An 18730-nucleotide genomic window follows, 5' to 3' on the forward strand; every position below is an offset into this window, starting at 1 on the left:
CTATCCGGCGCGGGCGTAGGATATTTGAGAGGAGCTGTCCTTAGTACGAGAGGACCGGGATGGACGGACCGCTGGTGTATCTGCTGCGAAGCCAATCGCATAAGGCAGGGTAGCCAAGTCTGGCAGGGATAAACGCTGAAGGCATCTAAGCGTGAAGCCCCCCTCAAGATGAGATATCCCCCAGAAATGGGTAAGACCCCTTGAAGAGTACAAGGTTGATAGGCATGAGGTGTAAGTGAAGAGATTCACTCAGCTGACATGTACTAATAGGTCGAGGACTTAACCAAGATAGGAAATAGATTGATTAGTTTAGAATTTCAGTGTTCGGTTTTGAATGTATAATGTAAAGTAGAGCTCTATGACATGATGTCATGGGGCTTTTTTATGTTATATATCAAAAAATAATTACTTAAAAAGTAGTTAAAACAATCAAAGGTGAAACTTCTTTTACTTGAAAGCGCTGCAATTTTGAATAAATATTTTTTTACAGTTTAACTAATATATGATATACTATCTAGATGTGTAAGTATTATATAACCAGATTAGGAGGTTTCAGTTATGAAACATATTAAGACTCTTGCAACAAGAAATTTAAAAGAATCCATGAAGAAGGGTGGATGTGGTGAGTGCCAGACATCTTGCCAGTCTGCATGCAAAACTTCATGTACTGTTGGTAATCAGAGCTGTGAGCAGCTTGCACAGAACTAATTATTTAGTTAACAATGGAAGAAGTCTAGTATAAGCAGTATTCTTCCAAAAAATTGCAGTATTCGTCAAAACCAGATTTTAGTCATTATAGTAATTAATTGTATGATAAAAGCTGTTTTGACGATTTACTGTGTCAAAAAGAAAAATATGTGTATGTTGGCAGTTTGCACATTTTTTAGAAATATAATAGATTGAGAGTTTTATAGTTAATGATTCATGAGTTTAAAAATAACGGATTTAATATTGTCCTTGATGTAAATAGCGGTAGTGTTCATGTAGTTGATGAAATTGTTTATGATGCTATTCCGGTTGTTGAAGAGATTTTGAAAGATAAGTTTGGAACTGCACAGATTCCAGACGAAGAAGAAGGCAAGGATGTTGATTCCTCATTAGTTAAAGAAGTATTCGAGAAGGCCAAAGAAAAACTTGAGCAGTATGATTCTAATGAAGTTTTGGAAGCTGTTGAAGATATTATGGAGCTTAGAGCGATTGGTCAGTTATATACTGATGATATTTATCAGAACTATGTCGAAGAATTCAAAGAAAGAGGCACTGTTGTAAAAGCATTATGCTTAAATGTTGCTCATGATTGTAATCTTCGCTGCAAGTATTGCTTTGCTGATGAAGGTGAGTATCATGGTCGTAAAGCTTTGATGAGCTTTGAAGTTGGTAAAGCAGCGCTAGATTTTCTTGTTAAGAATTCTGGAAACCGAAGAAATCTTGAAGTTGACTTTTTTGGTGGCGAGCCGCTTCTTAACTGGAATGTTGTAAAACAGCTTGTTGAATATGGAAGAAGTATTGAGAAAGAAGCTGGAAAGAACTTCCGATTTACAATTACAACAAATGGTACTTTATTAAATCAGGAAATCCTTGATTATGTTAACAAGGAAATGGGTAATATTGTATTATCAATAGATGGACGTAAGGAAGTAAATGATAAAATGCGTCCTAAGGCAGGTGGACAGGGTACATATGATGAAATAGTGCCTAAGTACATCAAAGTTGCTGAATCAAGACATCAGTTAAGATACTTTGTAAGAGGTACGTTTACTCACAATAATCTTGATTTTAGTGAAGATGTAAAACAGCTTGCTGATCTTGGTTTTAAGCAGATTTCAATGGAACCTGTTGTGGCTAGTCCAAGTGACTGGTATGCGATTAAAGAAGAAGATCTTCCAAAACTCAAAGAAGAATATGATAAGCTTGCTAAGTTGTATCTTCAGTACAAAAAAGAGGGTAAAGGCTTTAATTTCTTCCATTTCAATATTGATCTTTCTGGTGGACCTTGCGTTGCCAAGAGACTTTCTGGTTGTGGAAGCGGATGTGAATATTTAGGCGTTACTCCTTGGGGGGATTTATATCCTTGCCATCAGTTTGTTGGTAATGAAGATTTTATTATGGGAAATGTATTTGAAGGTATCAAACGTTTCGATATTCAGAAGAAATTTAAAGAAAGCAATGTATATTCCAGAGAAGAATGTCAGAAGTGCTTTGCTCGTTATTATTGTAGTGGTGGATGTAGTGCAAACGCTTATAATTTCAATGGAAATATCAATACCGTTTATAAAGAGGGCTGTGAATTGCAACGTAAGCGCATAGAATGTGCGATTATGATAAAAGCGGCTTTAGCCGAAGAAGAGGGATGAGCGGAGGTTATTTAAATGAAAAAGTTTAAACAGTATCTCGCCTTTTTGGTGGTTCTGCTTATGCTCGGGGGTCTTTTTTATGTGGCCTGGTTTGGCGTAACAGACAAGAGTGGCGAAGGTGAAGTGAAGAAACAAGTCGGATCAATGCACGATATAAAATTCGGTCTTGATTTGGCTGGTGGTGCTAGTATCACTTATAAGGTAGAAGGTAAAGATGGAAAAACACCTACTTCTCAGGAAATGGATGATACAGTATCAAAGCTTCAGAAGAGAGTAGAATCTGAACTTGGCACAACAGAGGCATCTGTATACAAAGAAGGAAATGACAGAATTACTGTTGAAATTCCTGGTGCAACAGATAAGATTTTTGAGACTCTTAGTACTCCTGGTAATTTATATTTCATTCGTGAATACAATTCAGATGGAAAAGCAAACTACCAGAGAATTTATGGTACTGGAATTCTTTCAGAGGGTGTTACTATTGATTCATTGAAAAATAACGGTGGAATTGTTCTTGAAGGAAGTGATATTGCCAACGCAAGGGCAGGTATCAATAATGAGAGTTCAAGAAAATATGTTGTTGAACTGTCACTTACATCTGAAGGAACAAAGAAATTTGCAGAAGCAACAACAGAAGCTGCAAAAAAAGGTTGGTCCATTGGTATTTATTATGATGGAAAGTTTGTAAGTGTTCCAACTGTTAATGAGGCTATTACCACAGGTAAGGCTGAAATTTCCGGTATGGAATCTTATGAAGAAGCTGAAAACATCGCTTCAACAATTCGTATCGGTGGTTTGGATGTTTCTCTTAAAGAACTTCGTGCGAATGTTGTTGGCGCACAACTTGGATCTAGCGCAATTCATACAAGTAAGCGTGCTGCTGAAATTGGATTTGTTTTTATTGTACTCTTCATGTTAATTGTATATAGAGTACTTGGAGTTTCTGCATCAATAGCTCTTGGATTTTATTGCTGCTTAGAGGTTATTCTTCTCTCAGCGTTTGAAGTTACTCTGACACTTCCTGGTATAGCTGGTATTATTCTTTCTATTGGTATGGCAGTAGATGCAAACGTTCTTGTATTTGCGCGAATTAGAGAAGAAATTGCATCTGGAACACCTGTAGATAAGGCAATTGGAGCTGGTTATAATAAAGCCCTTTCAGCTATCCTTGATGGTAATATAACAACTCTTATTGCAGCACTTGTGTTAGGTATAGGTGGAACTGGTTCAATTCGTGGATTTGCTATAACACTTGCACTTGGTATTATAGTATCAATGTTTACAGCTTTGTTTATAACAAGAATTATAACAAGGATTATTTATAATCTTGGATTTAAAGATGTAAAGTTCTATGGCAAAGCAAAGGCACTTAAGAAAATTGATTTCGTACAAAAGAGAAAGGTTTTCTATGCAATTTCTCTTGCAATTGCAATTGCTGGTATTGCTGTAATGGGTGTTAATCATTCCAAGGGTAATGGCGCATTTAACTACTCAATTGATTTTGTAGGTGGAACTGCAACAACTATTACTTTTGATTCTGTTCCAAGCATTGATAAGATTGAAAAAGAGATTGAGCCTGCAGTAATGAAAGCTGCTAATAGTGCAGATAAGAATTTAAATGTTACATCAATTTCACATCAGGTTGTTGAAAAGGAAAAACAGGTTATCTTAAAGACAATTACACTTTCAACATCAGCATCTGAGAGTGTTGGTAAAGTTTTAAAAGATAATTATGGTGCAAAAGATGTAACCTATGAAACAATAAGTGCTACAATCAGTAATGAGATGGGTAGAAGTGCAATTGTTTCAACAATTATTGCTCTTGTGCTTATGCTTATTTATATTTGGTTTAGATTTAAAGATATTAGATTTGGTTCTAGCGCAATTATTGCACTTGCACATGATGCTATCATGGTTATTATGTGTTATGCATTTTCTAGAATTGAAGTTGGAAGTACTTTTATCGCAGCAGTATTAACTATTATTGGTTATTCAATAAACGATACAATCGTTACTTTTGACCGTATTCGTGAGAACCAGCATGGTATCAGAAGTGAAGAAGAGCTTAAGAGTATGGTAATTGATTCTATCAATCAGACTCTTTCAAGATCTTTATTTACATCTATTACAACATTTATTATGGTTTTGAGTCTGTTTGTTGTTGGTGTAAATGATATAAGAATTTTTGCTCTTCCACTTATGGTTGGTGTAGTAAGTGGTACATATTCGTCTATATGTATTGCTTCACAGCTTTGGTTTGGATTTAAGAATAAGAGTCTTAAGGCAAGCGGAGCATATAAGACAGTTAAGGCAAAGAAAACTGCTGATAATTTGTCATAGGTTCTTGTTTTCATCAGGAAAATCAAGAACCGTACCAGACCAAAATTTGTCGCCAAGAGAAATTTTGTCCTGCGAAGCAGGATTCTTGCTGATGATTATCCTAAATCTCAGCAAGAAGTCATGACTTATTGTCACTTACATTCAGAAACTCGCATTCATTGCGAGTTTCGTGAAAGCAAAATCCCAACAAATTAGTGCTTAATAAATAATATAAAAAAACAGTTCTAATAAAGATTAAAAGACCGTATTATTAAGTTTTTAATATGCGGTCTTTTCTTTAGCTAAGAAAGAAAGTGAACAGATGTCAAAGTGGATGATAGCACATCGAGGTGCTGATTTTGAACAAATTTCAAAAGATTTTAATATAAGCCCTGTGACGGCGAGACTAATACGAAACAGAGGTGTAATTGGAACAGATAGTATTAGAAAATATCTTAGGGGAAATCTTAATGATATTCATAGTCCTTATGAACTTACTGATATAAAAAAAGCTTCCGAATTATTGCTACAGAAAATAAAGCAAAAGTCAAAAATAAGAATTATTGGAGATTATGATGTAGACGGAGTATGTTCTACATACATTCTTTGGGCAGGAATAAGACGCGCAGGAGGAAATGTTGATTATAGACTTCCTGATAGGATACTTGATGGATATGGACTTAATGAAAGACTTGTTGAAGAAGCAAAAGCAGATGGTATAGATACTATAATTACCTGTGACAATGGAATAGCGGCTAAACAGCAGGTAGATATGGCAAAAAAATATGGAATGACGGTTATTATAACTGATCATCATGAAGTGCCGTTTGATAAGAATACTTCTGAACAAATTTTACCAAACGCAGATGTTGTAGTAGACCCCAAGAGACAAGATTGTGACATGGCGTTTAAAGAAATATGTGGAGCAGTTGTTGCCTATAAATTTCTACAAGTGATGTTTGATGAAAATAGTTTTGAGAATAGCGAGTTCTTTAAAGAAATGATAGAATTTGCAGCCATGGCAACAGTATGTGATGTTATGCCACTTGAAGATGAGAATAGAATCATAGTAAAAGAAGGCCTGAAAGAGATGAGAAATTCTCATAATACCGGACTTAAAGCTTTGATTTTAGTTAATAATATTGATAGTGAAAAAATATCTAGTTATACTTTGGGATTTGTTCTTGGTCCATGTTTGAATGCAACCGGACGTCTTGATACAGCAATGAGAGGAATGGCACTTCTTACTTCAACAGATGAAAATACAGCTGTTACAATTGCATCTGAATTGAAAGCGTTAAATGATAGCAGAAAGACCATGACTCAGGAGGGTGTTGAAAAAGCATCTAACGAAATGGAAACAGTAGATAAGATTCCAAAAGTTATCGTATTGTATCAACCAGACTTACATGAATCAATAGCTGGAATTGTGGCTGGAAAAGTAAAAGAAAAATATAACAGACCAACAATAGTTCTTACAAATGCTCACGAAGGAGCAAAAGGCAGCGGGCGATCTATAGAAAATTATGACATGTTTAGAGAACTTTCTGCCTGTAAGGATCTTTTTACAAAATTTGGCGGACATAAAATGGCGGCAGGCTTATCACTTCCAATTGAAAATATTGATATATTGAGAAGAAAACTCAATGACAATTGTGAGCTTACTGAAAATGATTTTACTCAGGTAAAGTATCTTGATATGGAGCTTCCACTTTGGTTTTTGAATATGGATATGGTTAAGGAATTTGATTTATTAGAACCTTACGGAAATGGTAATTCAAAGCCTATTTTTGCTGTAAGAGACGTTTCTATTATTTCAGGTAGAATAATGGGAAAGAATAAAAACTGCGGAAAGTACAAAATTGTTGATTCTAGAAATAATCAATATGAGATGGTTTATTTTGGAGATATGGAAAAATGGCACGATTTCCTAATAAGTCGTTATGGAAATGATATATGTGAGAGGATGTATAATAAGGGTGATTGCAAAGAGATTAAGGTTAATGTAGCTTATTATCCAGATATTAATTCCTGGCAAGGAAGAGAAAGTCTGCAAATTGTAATGACTGATTTTTGTTAATATTGTTTTATAACAAGCGGAGGCTGACTATTATGAAATTGAATGATTTATTGGAAAATCTCGAATTTAAGATTACAAAAGGAAATTCTGATGCTGAAGTTGATGCTTCGCTGATTGAAATCTCAGATGTAGTGAATGATTCACGAAAGTTGTCTGAAGGATGCTTATTTATGTGTATTCCTGGTGCCAATTTTGATGGTCACAGTGCATCAAAGCTGGCAGAAGAAAAAAAGGCTGCAGCTATTCTTGTTGAACATGATGTTGAGCTTTCAGATAATTCTGAACTTCCTGTTATTAGAGTAAAGAATACAAGATATGCAATGGCATTTATTTCAGCTGCATGGTTCGGACATCCTGCCTCTAAGTTAAAGACAGTTGGAATAACAGGAACTAAAGGAAAGACTACAACGACATATCTTATAAAGAGCATGCTTGAAAATGCCGGTCATAAAGTAGGTCTTATTGGAACAATTGAAATTGTAATTGGTGATAAACATATTCCATCTAAAAATACCACACCAGAGTCTTATGATCTTCAGAAATATATGGCACAGATGGTAGAAGAAGGTTGTGATAGCGTTGTAATGGAGGTATCCTCTCAGGCTCTTATGCTTCACAGGAGTCAGGGATTTATATATGATATCGGTATTTTTACAAATATTGAGCCTGATCATATTGGTCCTGGTGAGCATGAGAATTTCGAAGACTATATGCATTGCAAGGGACTTTTGTTTAAACAGTGCAAAGTCGGATTTGCAAACTTTGATGATAAGCATATGAATGAAGTTATGGAAGGACATACCTGCAAACTTCATACTTTTGGATTTAATGAGGGTGCTGATATAAGAGCTGTAAACCTTGCATATATTCGTAAACCAGGTGAACTAGGAGTATTTTTTGATGCTGAAGGAATGATTAACATTCATGCAGAAGTACGTACACCGGGCAGATTTTCAGTTTATAATGCTCTTTGTGCAATAGCTGTAGCTGACTATTTTGGATGCAATGAAGAAGAAATAAAAGATGCTTTAAAGAAGGCAAAGGTTAAAGGCAGAATCGAAATGGTGAAAGTTTCTGATGAATTTACACTTATGATTGATTATGCACATAATGCTATGGCTTTGAAGAGTCTTCTTTCAACATTGAGAGATTATAGACCTAATAGACTTATCTGTCTTTTTGGATGTGGAGGAAATAGAAGTAAGCTTCGCAGATATGAGATGGGCGAAGTAAGTGGTAAGCTTGCTGATTTGACTATTATTACTTCAGATAATCCAAGATTTGAAGAGCCAATGGATATTATTCATGATATTGAAATTGGAATGAAGAAGACAGATGGAAGATACGTCGAAATTCCTGATAGAAAAGAAGCTATTGCGTATGCTATAAATCACGGTGAAAATGGTGATATCATTGTACTTGCTGGAAAAGGCCATGAAGATTACCAGGAAATCAAGGGAGAAAAGTTCCCAATGGATGAAAGAGTTCTTATAAAAGAAATTCTCGAGGAAAATAAAAATAAATAATTTTACAGAACTAATCTATAAGAAAAAACTATAAAAAACATAATAAAAAGTTCCTCCACTATATATTCTGATTAAGAGTATAGTGGAGGAACTTTTTTAGATAGTAGAGTATATTATTAAATATAATACTTTTTATGAGTCTGTTGAAGTCGATTTATTAGTGCTTTCATCAGATGTATCTGTAGAAGAATTGTCTGTGGCATTAGATGAATTATCAGAGCTTGAAATGTTAGATAAGCTAGCAGATATTTGGGTAAAAACTGTAGGTTCTACAAGATAGGCAAGTGCAAGAGAGCATGCTACTATTCCAACAATCATTCCAATACATAGAAAAACATACTTTACAGTTCTCATATGACCTCCTTTGTCTTATATCGAAATCTATCAACCTAAAGCGCTAATACAATGATAAAAATCAATATTATAATTCAGATGAATTCCATTTCATCACCTAATATGAGTGTGTAAATAACTCTTAATGCAAAAATACTATCGGAAGATATGAAATTTTGATAATGTTTAAATTCTAAAAAAATTATTATTATTTGGTGGTAAAATAATAAATATGTGCCTGAATATTTTATGAAAATTCAGGCTAAGTAGCGTTAAAGAATTATTATGAGGAAGAGTATGCCTGATATTTTAAGCGTTAAAGAATATGCTAAAGTCATAGTTGATATTGCGTATGACAAGCTGGACAGACCTTTTAGTTATAGAGTTCCAGATTATTTGAAGCAGATAGTGTCTATAGGAACATGTGTAAAAGTGCCATTTGGAAAAGGAAATACGCTAAGGCAGGGATATATTATAGATTTTACAGATGATCCGGGATTTGATAAGAGTAAGATAAAGGATATAACTGAAGTTGTATTGAGCAATTTGCCAATAGAATCAAGATATATTGAGCTGGCCGGTTGGATGAGAAATAGGTATGGTGCTACGATGATTTCTGCATTAAAGACAGTTATTCCAGCCCATAAAAAGTCTAAACGATTAGTTCATAAGTATGTATCGTTGAAAATTCCTCAAAGAGAGGTATCTGAATATCTTATTGAATGTCAGGTGAAAAAAAGGGTAGCTCAAAGAAGACTTTTAGAAGAACTGATTCTACGAAAAGGAGAGAGGATTCCTTATGAACTTGTAACTCATAAGCTTAATATTTCAGCTTCTGCACTTCGATCATTAAAAGAAAAATGTATCATAGAGATTACTGAGGAAGAGTATTATAGAAATCCGGTCAATATTGATGTACAAAATACGGATAAACTTAATCTAAGTGATGAACAGCAATATGTTGTAAGACAAGTATTTGAGGAATATTCAAATGGAAATTTCAAGCCGGTTCTGTTGCACGGAATAACAGGAAGCGGGAAAACAGAAGTTTATATCAGGCTTATTGAAGAAAATATTAAAAGAGGAAAGCAGGCAATAGTACTAATTCCTGAAATTGCGCTTACTCTTCAGACTTTGATGAGGTTCTATAAAAATTTTGGAGATAGAGTATCTGTGGTTAATTCTTCTCTTTCAAAAGGTGAAAAAGAAGATCAGTTTGAGAGAGCTAGAAATGGAGAGATAGATGTTATAATAGGACCTCGTTCAGCTTTATTTACGCCGTTTCAAAAGATAGGTCTTATTATAATAGATGAGGAACATGAGCTTTCATATAAAAGTGAACAAACTCCAAAGTATCACGCAAGAGAAGTAGCAATAAAACTTGCGATGCTTCAGGATGAGCCGGCAATAGTAGTTTTGGGATCTGCAACTCCGTCAATAGACTCTTATTATAATGCTCAAACTGGAAAATATCAGCTCATGAAATTAACAAGAAGATTAACTGGAGGAAAACTTCCAGAAGTTGAGTGTGCTGATTTAAGGGAAGAACTAAGAAGTGGAAACAGATCTGTTTTTTCTAGAAGATTGCAGGAATTAATAGAAAATCGCCTTGAAAAAAAAGAACAAATAATTCTTTTTATAAACCGAAGAGGACTTGCCGGATTTGTTTCTTGTAGAAGTTGTGGATACGTTTTTAAGTGCCCTCATTGTGACGTTTCTTTATCAGAACATAGGGGAGGAAAGCTTGTTTGTCATTACTGTGGTTATAGCGAAGATGTTAGAAGAATTTGCCCAGAATGTGGGTCAAAATATGTTTCGGCTTTCAGAGCAGGTACGGAGCAGATAGTAAAAGAAGTAAATAAAATGTGGCCAAAGGCAAGAGTGCTTAGAATGGATGCTGATACCACAAGAACAAAAGGAAGTTATGAGAAGATTCTAAGTTCTTTTGCAAATGAAGAAGCTGATATTCTAGTAGGAACTCAGATGATAGTTAAGGGACATGATTTTCCAAATGTTACTTTGGTAGGTGTTCTGGCAGCAGATATGTCCTTATATGCTAATGATTATAGAGCATCTGAGAGAACTTTTCAGCTTTTGACACAGGCAGCTGGAAGAGCAGGAAGAGGCACAAAAGAAGGTAATGTAGTAATTCAAACCTACCAGGTTGAACACTATGCTATAAGGTGTGCATGCAGACAGGATTATGAATCTTTTTATGAAAAAGAGATTGAGTACCGCAAACTATTAAACTATCCACCAGTATCTCATATGATGGCCGTGCAGATTTCTTCGACAGATGAGACAAAAGGGATATCGTTTGCCAATAGGATAAGGGCTATAATAGAGACTAATCAGATGTTAAGAAAAAAAGCAGAGGTTGCCAAAAATGAAATAATAATTGGACCAACAACAGCTTCTATATCGAAAATTAATGATATTTTTCGATTTGTTATATATGTGAAACATGAAGATTATGGTATATTAACTGAGGATAGATATAAAATAGAGGAATTTATCGATAATTTAACAAAGTCTGGACAGTATCGAGGTTTTTTTGTACAATTTGATTTTGACCCTGTTCAAGGCTTCTAGTTAACTGACAAAGCCAATGTTAGGAGGAAATAGAGATGGCAATAAGAGAAATTCGTGAATATGGTGATGAGGTATTAACAAAAAAGTGTAAGCCAATCAAGGAAATGACACCTTCTTTGATGACACTTATCGATGATATGTTTGAAACAATGTATGAATCCAATGGAGTAGGTCTTGCGGCACCACAGGTTGGAATATTAAAGCGTCTTGTTGTAATTGATTGTACAGGAGAAGATCCATATGTTTTCATCAATCCAGAAATAATAGAAATGGATGGAGAGCAGACAGGATATGAAGGATGTTTGTCACTTCCTGGAAAGTCTGGAGTAGTAACAAGAGCAAATCATGTGATTGTAAAGGCTCTTGATGAGAATATGCAGGAATTTACTTTGGAAGGAACAGAGCTTTTGGCAAGAGCAATTCAGCATGAGTTAGATCATCTTGATGGCCATATGTATGTTGAAAAGGTTGTAGGCGGCGAAGAAGGTCTAGTTGACAACGAAGAACTTCAGAGCGAAGAGTAAATCTAGAATAACTGGAGGTATCATTTTGAAAATTGTTTATATGGGAACACCTGATTTTGCAGTAGGAGCACTAGATGCGCTTGTAAAAGCAGGCCATGAAATAGTATGTGTGGTAACTCAGCCCGATAAAGCCAAAGGAAGAAGTAAAGAACTTACTTTTTCACCAGTAAAAGAATATGCAGTGGAGCATAATATTACAGTTTATCAGCCTGTAAAAATAAAAGAAACAGAGAGTGTTGAATATCTTAAAACCTTTAACGCGGATATTTTTGTCGTAGCTGCATTTGGCCAGATTTTGTCAAAAGAAGTTTTAGATATTCCAAAGTTTGGATGTGTTAATATTCATGCGTCTCTTCTTCCTTTATATAGAGGAGCATCGCCTATACAGCAGTCTATTCTTGATGGACAAAAAGAAACTGGTGTGACACTTATGCAGATGGATGTCGGAATGGATACTGGAGATATTCTAATGCAAGAGGCAATTCCGATTACAAATGAGGATACAGCAGGTACTCTTTTTGATAAATTGCAGGAATTAGGAGCAGACATGATAGTAAGAGCGCTTCCTTTAATTGAAAAAGGACAGCTTACTAGAATACCACAGGATGAGAGTAAGGCTACTAAAGTTGGTAAATTGACAAAAGAAATGGGATGCATTGACTGGAATAAAGATGCAGATTATGTAGATAGGCTTATAAGAACAACAAATCCATGGCCAAGTGCATATACCACGATGAATGGGAAAACTCTGAAAATCTGGAAAGCAATACCATTGGAAAGCACTGATGAAGTTCTTGAAAATGGAACTGTTTTTAATATAACAAAAAATGATTTTATGGTTAAGACAGGTAAGGGAGCTCTTAAGGTAATTGAAGTGCAACTTTCTGGAAAGAAACGTATGAGTGCGGGAGATTTTCTTAGAGGTAACCATTTGCAAAACGGAGACAGGTTTATATAGTCAGGAGTGATAATTATGTATGGATATGGTTTTTATGGTTTTGATCCAACATACGTGTTGGTTTTAATAGGCGTAGTCTTAAGTCTTGTGGCAAGTGCGAATGTCAAAACAACATTTAACAGATATTCTCGAACAAGAAATGTTAGAGGATTAACAGGCGCAGATGTGGCTAGAAGAATACTTGAAACAAATGGAGTTTATGATGTTCAGGTTCGTCATGTAAGTGGTGAACTTACAGATCATTTTGATCCTTCATCAAGAACTGTAAATCTTTCAGATAGTGTTTATAATTCAACTTCTATTGCGGCACTTGGAGTTGCTGCTCATGAGTGCGGACATGTAATGCAGCATGAAAATGGTTATACACCGATTAAAATTAGAACTATGCTTGTTCCGGCGGCTAATTTTGGTTCGGGACTTGGTTTTTATATTTTTTTCTTCGGAATGGTATTATCACTTAGTCCGCTAATTTCAATTGGAATTATTCTGTTCTCATTGGCTGTTTTGTTCCAGATTGTTACACTTCCGGTTGAGTTTAATGCTTCAAGTAGAGCGTTGGTAATGCTGGAAGAGTACAATTTGCTGGATCCAGGCGAAGTTTCAAGCGCCCGTAAGGTATTGAAGGCTGCAGCTCTAACATATGTTGCTTCTGCAGCAGCATCTATTCTTCAGCTATTGAGATTGATTATTCTGAAGAATCAGAGAGATGATGATTAAAAAGAGATTAAAATGAACGAAAGAGAAATTGTATTAGATATTTTATTAGAAATGGAGAAAGGTAATAACAGCCGTAGTCTTATAAGAAATGTACTGCTAAGGTATGATTACCTTCTCCCACAGCAGAAAGCTTTCATAAAAAGAGTAAGTGAAGGAACACTTGAAAGAAGAATAACACTTGATTATATTATTGATCAGTATGCAAGTGTTAAAACCAAAAAGCAAAAGCCACTTATTCGTAATGTATTAAGACTAAGTGTTTATCAGATTTTTTATATGGATCAGGTTCCTGATTCGGCAGTCTTGAATGAAGCTGTTAATCTTACTGCAAAAAGAGGTTTTGCAAAGCTGAAAGGTTTTGTAAATGCAGTTCTTAGAAATATCGTAAGATATAAAGATAAGATTATTTTTCCACTTCCCAAAAAATCTGATGAAAAGAGTTGTATAAATGCTCTTTCTGTAACTTATTCCATGCCTGAACTTATATGCAGAATTTTCTTGTCTGAGTATGGATACGAAAAAACAGAACAGATTTTTAAAACTTTTCTTTTTCCTCGTCCTGTCATAATCAGGATGGATGAGAGATATACTGCTAGTGAAATGGAACAGCTTGCAAAAGAAATGGAAGATTTTATGCACGAGACTGGAATTAAGAAATTTAGCATAAAGAAAAATGACCTTCTTTCCTATGCATATGAATTAAGTCATACAGACAATATAACGTATCTTCCTGGATTTGAAGAAGGAAGATGGGTGGTTCAAGACCCAAGTTCTATGCTTGTAAGTGAAGTTGCCGGAATAAAAAAAGGCGATATAGTAGCTGATGTGTGCAGTGCCCCTGGCGGAAAGACAATGCATGCTGCAGCTAAAGGGGCTGCAAAAGTTTATTCTAGAGACTTAACAGAGTATAAAACAAGTCTCATAAAAGAGAATATAGAAAGAATGAGACTTGAGGATATAGTCGAATGCAAGGTGGCTGATGCTACTGTCCATGATGATTTTCTTGAGGATAGATGTGATGTACTTTACCTTGATGTTCCATGTTCTGGTTTGGGAATTATTGGCAGAAAGGGCGATATAAAGTACTCAGTAACAAAAGATATGCTCAAATCTCTAACTTCATTGCAGAAAGAGATTGTGCAAAAATCCTGGAATTATGTGAAAAAAGGCGGTATTATGATGTACTCAACCTGTACACTAAATTCTAGAGAAAATGAAGAGATTGTTGAATGGATATGTAAAGAATTGCCATTTGAAAGAGTTGATATTACCAAAAATCTGCCAGTTAAACTACAAGGCGAAGAATCAGCAAAAGAAGGATATTTGAAACTTATTCCGGGTATGTATAATACTGACGGATTTTTTATGGCAAAACTCAGACGTATTTGAATTTGAAATATGGAAAGGATGATCTGAATGGTTATGGTATCAGATCCGGTTAATGAATTAGAAAAAAGAGATATAAGGTCAATTCCTTTTGAAAATCTTCAGGATGAAATCGTGGCATTGTCAGAACCTAAATTTCGAGCAAAGCAGGTGTATCAGTGGATGCATCAAAAGTTTGCAAGAAGCTATGATGAAATGACCAATATACCTAAAAACCTTAAGGCGAAACTATCTGAAAATTTCAGACTTGTTTCGTTAAAGCAGGTAACGGTTCAGGAATCTAAAATTGATGGAACCAAAAAATTTCTTTTTGAATTATATGACGGAAATGTTATTGAAAGCGTTTTTATGAAGTATAAATTCGGAAATAGTGTATGTATTTCTTCACAGGTAGGATGTAGAATGGGATGCAAGTTCTGTGCATCTACTCTTGACGGAGTCGAAAGGTCTCTTTTACCTGGTGAAATGCTTGATCAGATTTATGCTATTTCAAGAATAACAGGAGAGAAGATTTCTCATGTTGTAGTTATGGGATCTGGAGAACCTTTGGATAACTATGACAATTTGCTTGTTTTTATTAAAATGCTCACTGATGAAAATGGAATGAATATGAGCCAAAGAAACCTTACAGTTTCTACGTGTGGACTTGTCCCTAAGATAAAAGAATTGGCAAGTCATCATTTTCAGATAAATTTAGCATTGTCTCTTCATGCATCAAATCAGGAAAAAAGAAAAGAACTTATGCCTATAGCAAATAAATATGAGATAAGCGAAGTTTTAGATGCATGCAAATATTATTTTAGTGAAACAAGAAGACAGCTTACTTTTGAGTATTCTCTTGTTGGAGGTGTAAATGATACAGACAAGGATGCTGAAGAGCTTGTAAAGATGCTTAGAGGAATAAACTGTATTGTTAATTTAATACCCGTAAACCCTATAAAAGAGCGTGATTTTGTAGAGCCTACCAGAGAACATGCTATCTCGTTTAAAAATAAACTTGAAAAAAGTGGAATAAATGTTACTATTAGAAGGGAAATGGGTAGGGATATTGATGGTGCTTGTGGTCAGTTGCGTCGCAGGCATGTTTTAGTGGAGGAACATTTTGATTAAGACGTTTTCCATTACTGATATAGGCAGAGAGAGGGAACTGAATCAGGATTATGTCTTTACATCCGAGAAGAGGATAGGGAATCTTTCTAATGTTTTTATTGTTGCAGATGGAATGGGTGGACATAATGCAGGAGACTTTGCTTCAAGATTTACTGTTGATACTATTGTTGAGGAGATAGGTCTTTCATTTGAGCAAAGTCCTGTGAAGATACTTAGTGCTGCCATTAAAACTGCAAATAGAAAACTAAGAGCCAAAGCTGCGTCAGACATTAAACTAAGTGGCATGGGAACAACACTTGTGGCAGCTACGATTATAGGGCGATATCTTCAGGTTGCTAATATCGGAGATTCTCGTCTTTATATTATAAATAATGATGGAATCCGGCAGATTACTCATGACCATTCATTGGTTGAGGAAATGGTTCGTATGGGTGGAATTGATCCGGAAACAGCGCGCCATCATCTTGATAAGAATATTATTACAAGAGCGATTGGTGCAACAGAAAATGTTGATGTAGATTTTTTCCAGGAAGAGCTTAAATCGGGTGACATGATTTTGATGTGCTCGGATGGACTTACGAATATGGTTAGTGATAAAGAAATTTTCACAATTATTCAGAGACCAAACGACATTGCAGGAAAAGCAGAAAATCTTATTAAGGCTGCCAATAATAATGGCGGAAAAGATAACATTGCGGTAATACTGATAGAACCCCTGGGAGGAATTTAAATGATTAGAATTGGTATGATCATCGGGGATCGCTTCGAAGTACAGGAAAAGATTGGTACAGGAGGAATGTCCGATGTTTACAGAGCTCTGGATCATAAGTTGAACCGTCCTGTTGCTGTAAAAATACTAAAGCAGGAGTTCTCAGAGAATCAGAATTTTGTAGATAAATTTCGTACAGAAGCTCAGGCTGCAGCAGGTCTGATGCATCCTAATATCGTAAATATTTATGATGTCGGAAACGATAAGGGAATTCATTACATTGTAATGGAACTTGTTGATGGCATCACTTTGAAAAAATATATAGAGAAGAAACAAAGACTTACTGTGCGTGAGGCGGTGTCAATTGCAATTCAAGTTGCAATGGGACTTGAAGCTGCTCACAAAAATGGAATTGTGCATCGTGATATAAAACCACAAAATATCATGATCAGTAAGGATGGAAAAGTTAAAGTAACAGATTTTGGTATTGCCAAGGCGGCATCTAGTAATACTATTACAAGCAATGTAATGGGGTCAGTTCATTACACCTCGCCAGAACAGGCAAGAGGTGGTTTTTCTGATGCCAAGAGTGACATTTATTCACTTGGTGTTACAATTTTTGAAATGGTTACCGGAAGAGTACCATTTAATGGTGATACGACAGTGGCAATAGCTATTAAGCATATTCAGGAAACGTTTCCAAATCCTAAAGAATATGCCAGTAATCTTCCCGTAAGCGTAGAAAAGATTATTTTAAAATGCTGTCAGAAATCTCCAGACAGAAGATATCAAAGTGCAGGTGATTTAATCAAGGATTTGAAAAGATCCTTGATAACTCCAGATGAAGATTTTGTTGTTTTAATCGACCCTGATGCGGAAGGTGCGACAAGAATAGCAACTGATGGCGAGCAAGAAATGATTCGTCATAGTACAACTGGTTCATTTTCCAAAACAGAGCAGATGAGACTCAATGAAGTTGAAGAGAAAAAGAAAGTTGAGCCTGCCAGGCCTAGAAAAAATAATGAATATATTGCAAGAGAAAATAAGCGATATGAGTCAACACCTAAAAAGTATGCATTAGAGGAACAGACATCGCCTAGAAGAAGCGAAGATAACATGGATAGGCTTATAATTGTGATGGCGGTTGTTGCACTTATTCTGGTCGGTATTATTGTTATATTTATGGTTGGAAGCCAGATTGGCCTGTTTGGAGGTAATTCCGGAGAAGATTCGAGTATTTCAAGTAGCACTGCTAGTACCGGAGCTTCACAGTCTGGAATGACAGTTCCGGATTTACTTGGAAAGTCATTTGCTGAAGCAAAGAGTATACTTTCGGGAGAAAATTCACAGTACGGATATGTAGTGCAAAAGGAAGATGATGTAACTTCAGCTGAGAAAAGAAATGTTGTTACAGGACAGAGTGTAAAGGCTGGCGACCGTTTGGAAAGAGGCGAGACTATTATTTTAAAAGTCAGCACTGGCGAGCATAAGAGTAAAGAAGCAGTGGAAGAACTTAGCAGTTCAAATGTTGCAAGTACCAAAGCATCTTTAAGTCAGAGCCAGAAAGTTACTATGCCGGGAGTTGTAGGAATGGATGAGGCAACTGCCAGACTTGCACTTATAGAAAAAGGTTTTAGTGATAATAAAATTACTATTGTTGAAGTTAATGATAATGATGCAGCTAAGACTGGGATGATAATTAAGCAGTCTCCTGCCGCAGAAACAGTTGTTTCAACAAGTTCATCCATTACGCTTGAAGTTTCTATAGGTCCTGCTACCGCAGTTACAACATATTCTTATAGCGGAACAATTGAAGCACCTACTGAAAATCAGTATTATTCAAATGGAGTAGTAGTAACTATCTGCATTACATCTGCTGATGGGACTCAATTGTTGAATACACAGGTGACAAATTTTCCTTATCAGGTTTCTCAAATTACAGGTATTACGTCTGGAACCGGAACACTTGAAATGAGTTTTGATGCTACGCTTCCGATTAGTACGGATCCAGCAACAGGCCAGCAGACAGGTGGAGCAGTTCAACGACAGACTGTTACAAGACCACTTACATTTGCGCCACAAGGTTAAAATATGTTAATGCCTAAATTTGTAAAAGATAGAA

The 18730-nt window shown here is 35.6% G+C and carries 14 protein-coding genes and 1 rRNA gene; 14 read left to right on the forward strand and 1 reads right to left on the reverse strand.

Features of this window, described 5'->3' with window-relative positions:
* The 6 genes from G634_RS0107965 to G634_RS0107990 all read left to right on the forward strand — a co-directional run.
* A 23S ribosomal RNA gene (locus G634_RS0107965) occupies positions 1-287 on the forward strand; the annotation flags it as partial.
* A gap of 271 nt (positions 288-558) precedes the next feature.
* On the forward strand, positions 559-708 hold the full coding sequence (scfA, locus tag G634_RS18480; protein ID WP_035799354.1) for a six-cysteine ranthipeptide SCIFF: 150 nt from the start codon (positions 559-561) through the stop codon (positions 706-708).
* A 209-nt stretch (positions 709-917) separates the two neighbouring features.
* Positions 918-2354 carry a thioether cross-link-forming SCIFF peptide maturase gene (gene scfB, locus G634_RS0107975; RefSeq protein ID WP_026504842.1) on the forward strand — a complete coding sequence of 479 codons (1437 nt, stop codon included), beginning with the start codon at positions 918-920 and terminating at the stop codon, positions 2352-2354.
* A gap of 15 nt (positions 2355-2369) precedes the next feature.
* Entirely contained in the window at positions 2370-4694 is a 2325-nt protein-coding gene (locus G634_RS0107980; RefSeq protein WP_026504843.1) for a protein translocase subunit SecDF, read from the forward strand.
* A gap of 301 nt (positions 4695-4995) precedes the next feature.
* Complete coding sequence (gene recJ, locus G634_RS0107985; RefSeq protein WP_026504844.1) at positions 4996-6753, forward strand: single-stranded-DNA-specific exonuclease RecJ; 1758 nt, start codon at positions 4996-4998, stop codon at positions 6751-6753.
* A gap of 32 nt (positions 6754-6785) precedes the next feature.
* Positions 6786-8279: a UDP-N-acetylmuramoyl-L-alanyl-D-glutamate--2,6-diaminopimelate ligase gene (locus G634_RS0107990; protein ID WP_026504845.1), complete on the forward strand. Its 1494-nt coding sequence runs from the start codon at positions 6786-6788 to the stop codon at positions 8277-8279.
* Between the two features lie 132 nt (positions 8280-8411).
* Here G634_RS0107990 and G634_RS0107995 read toward each other — a convergent pair whose 3' ends face one another.
* Positions 8412-8633: a hypothetical protein gene (locus G634_RS0107995; protein ID WP_026504846.1), complete on the reverse strand. Its 222-nt coding sequence runs from the start codon at positions 8631-8633 to the stop codon at positions 8412-8414.
* Between the two features lie 276 nt (positions 8634-8909).
* Here G634_RS0107995 and priA point away from each other — a divergent pair, with 276 nt between their 5' ends.
* From priA to pknB, 8 genes are read left to right on the forward strand one after another with little or no spacing between them, the layout of a single operon-like run.
* On the forward strand, positions 8910-11204 hold the full coding sequence (priA, locus tag G634_RS0108000; RefSeq protein WP_026504847.1) for a replication restart helicase PriA: 2295 nt from the start codon (positions 8910-8912) through the stop codon (positions 11202-11204).
* A 35-nt stretch (positions 11205-11239) separates the two neighbouring features.
* Positions 11240-11728, forward strand: a complete 489-nt coding sequence (gene def / locus G634_RS0108005) for a peptide deformylase (RefSeq protein WP_026504848.1) — start codon at positions 11240-11242, stop codon at positions 11726-11728.
* Between the two features lie 25 nt (positions 11729-11753).
* Entirely contained in the window at positions 11754-12686 is a 933-nt protein-coding gene (gene fmt / locus G634_RS0108010; protein WP_026504849.1) for a methionyl-tRNA formyltransferase, read from the forward strand.
* Positions 12687-12701: 15 nt separating this feature from the next.
* Complete coding sequence (locus tag G634_RS0108015) at positions 12702-13403, forward strand: zinc metallopeptidase (protein WP_081676550.1); 702 nt, start codon at positions 12702-12704, stop codon at positions 13401-13403.
* A 12-nt stretch (positions 13404-13415) separates the two neighbouring features.
* Positions 13416-14792 (forward strand): 16S rRNA (cytosine(967)-C(5))-methyltransferase RsmB, encoded by a 1377-nt coding sequence (rsmB, locus tag G634_RS0108020; protein ID WP_026504851.1) that lies wholly within the window; start codon positions 13416-13418, stop codon positions 14790-14792.
* Positions 14793-14819: 27 nt separating this feature from the next.
* Positions 14820-15899 carry a 23S rRNA (adenine(2503)-C(2))-methyltransferase RlmN gene (gene rlmN / locus G634_RS0108025; RefSeq protein WP_242826792.1) on the forward strand — a complete coding sequence of 360 codons (1080 nt, stop codon included), beginning with the start codon at positions 14820-14822 and terminating at the stop codon, positions 15897-15899.
* Positions 15895-16629, forward strand: a complete 735-nt coding sequence (locus G634_RS0108030) for a Stp1/IreP family PP2C-type Ser/Thr phosphatase (protein ID WP_026504853.1) — start codon at positions 15895-15897, stop codon at positions 16627-16629. The genes rlmN and G634_RS0108030 overlap by 5 nt, the downstream gene beginning before the upstream one ends.
* Positions 16630-18696: a Stk1 family PASTA domain-containing Ser/Thr kinase gene (gene pknB / locus G634_RS0108035; protein WP_026504854.1), complete on the forward strand. Its 2067-nt coding sequence runs from the start codon at positions 16630-16632 to the stop codon at positions 18694-18696. It abuts the gene before it with no gap.
* The last annotated feature ends 34 nt before the right edge of the window (positions 18697-18730 follow it).

This window comes from Butyrivibrio sp. NC3005 (assembly GCF_000424545.1).
Classification (GTDB): Bacteria; Bacillota; Clostridia; order Lachnospirales; family Lachnospiraceae; genus Butyrivibrio.

Excerpts from the sequence above, each read along its gene's own strand:
- priA (WP_026504847.1), top strand. The coding sequence starts at position 8,910 with ATGCCTGATATTTTAAGCGTTAAAGAATATGCTAAAGTCATAGTTGAT.
- rlmN (WP_242826792.1), top strand. The coding sequence starts at position 14,820 with ATGGTTATGGTATCAGATCCGGTTAATGAATTAGAAAAAAGAGATATA.
- G634_RS0107980 (WP_026504843.1), top strand. The coding sequence starts at position 2,370 with ATGAAAAAGTTTAAACAGTATCTCGCCTTTTTGGTGGTTCTGCTTATG.
- scfA (WP_035799354.1), top strand. The coding sequence starts at position 559 with ATGAAACATATTAAGACTCTTGCAACAAGAAATTTAAAAGAATCCATG.
- rsmB (WP_026504851.1), top strand. The coding sequence starts at position 13,416 with ATGAACGAAAGAGAAATTGTATTAGATATTTTATTAGAAATGGAGAAA.
- recJ (WP_026504844.1), top strand. The coding sequence starts at position 4,996 with ATGTCAAAGTGGATGATAGCACATCGAGGTGCTGATTTTGAACAAATT.
- G634_RS0107990 (WP_026504845.1), top strand. The coding sequence starts at position 6,786 with ATGAAATTGAATGATTTATTGGAAAATCTCGAATTTAAGATTACAAAA.
- G634_RS0107995 (WP_026504846.1), bottom strand. The coding sequence starts at position 8,633 with ATGAGAACTGTAAAGTATGTTTTTCTATGTATTGGAATGATTGTTGGA.
- G634_RS0108015 (WP_081676550.1), top strand. The coding sequence starts at position 12,702 with ATGTATGGATATGGTTTTTATGGTTTTGATCCAACATACGTGTTGGTT.
- scfB (WP_026504842.1), top strand. The coding sequence starts at position 918 with ATGATTCATGAGTTTAAAAATAACGGATTTAATATTGTCCTTGATGTA.
- def (WP_026504848.1), top strand. The coding sequence starts at position 11,240 with ATGGCAATAAGAGAAATTCGTGAATATGGTGATGAGGTATTAACAAAA.
- pknB (WP_026504854.1), top strand. The coding sequence starts at position 16,630 with ATGATTAGAATTGGTATGATCATCGGGGATCGCTTCGAAGTACAGGAA.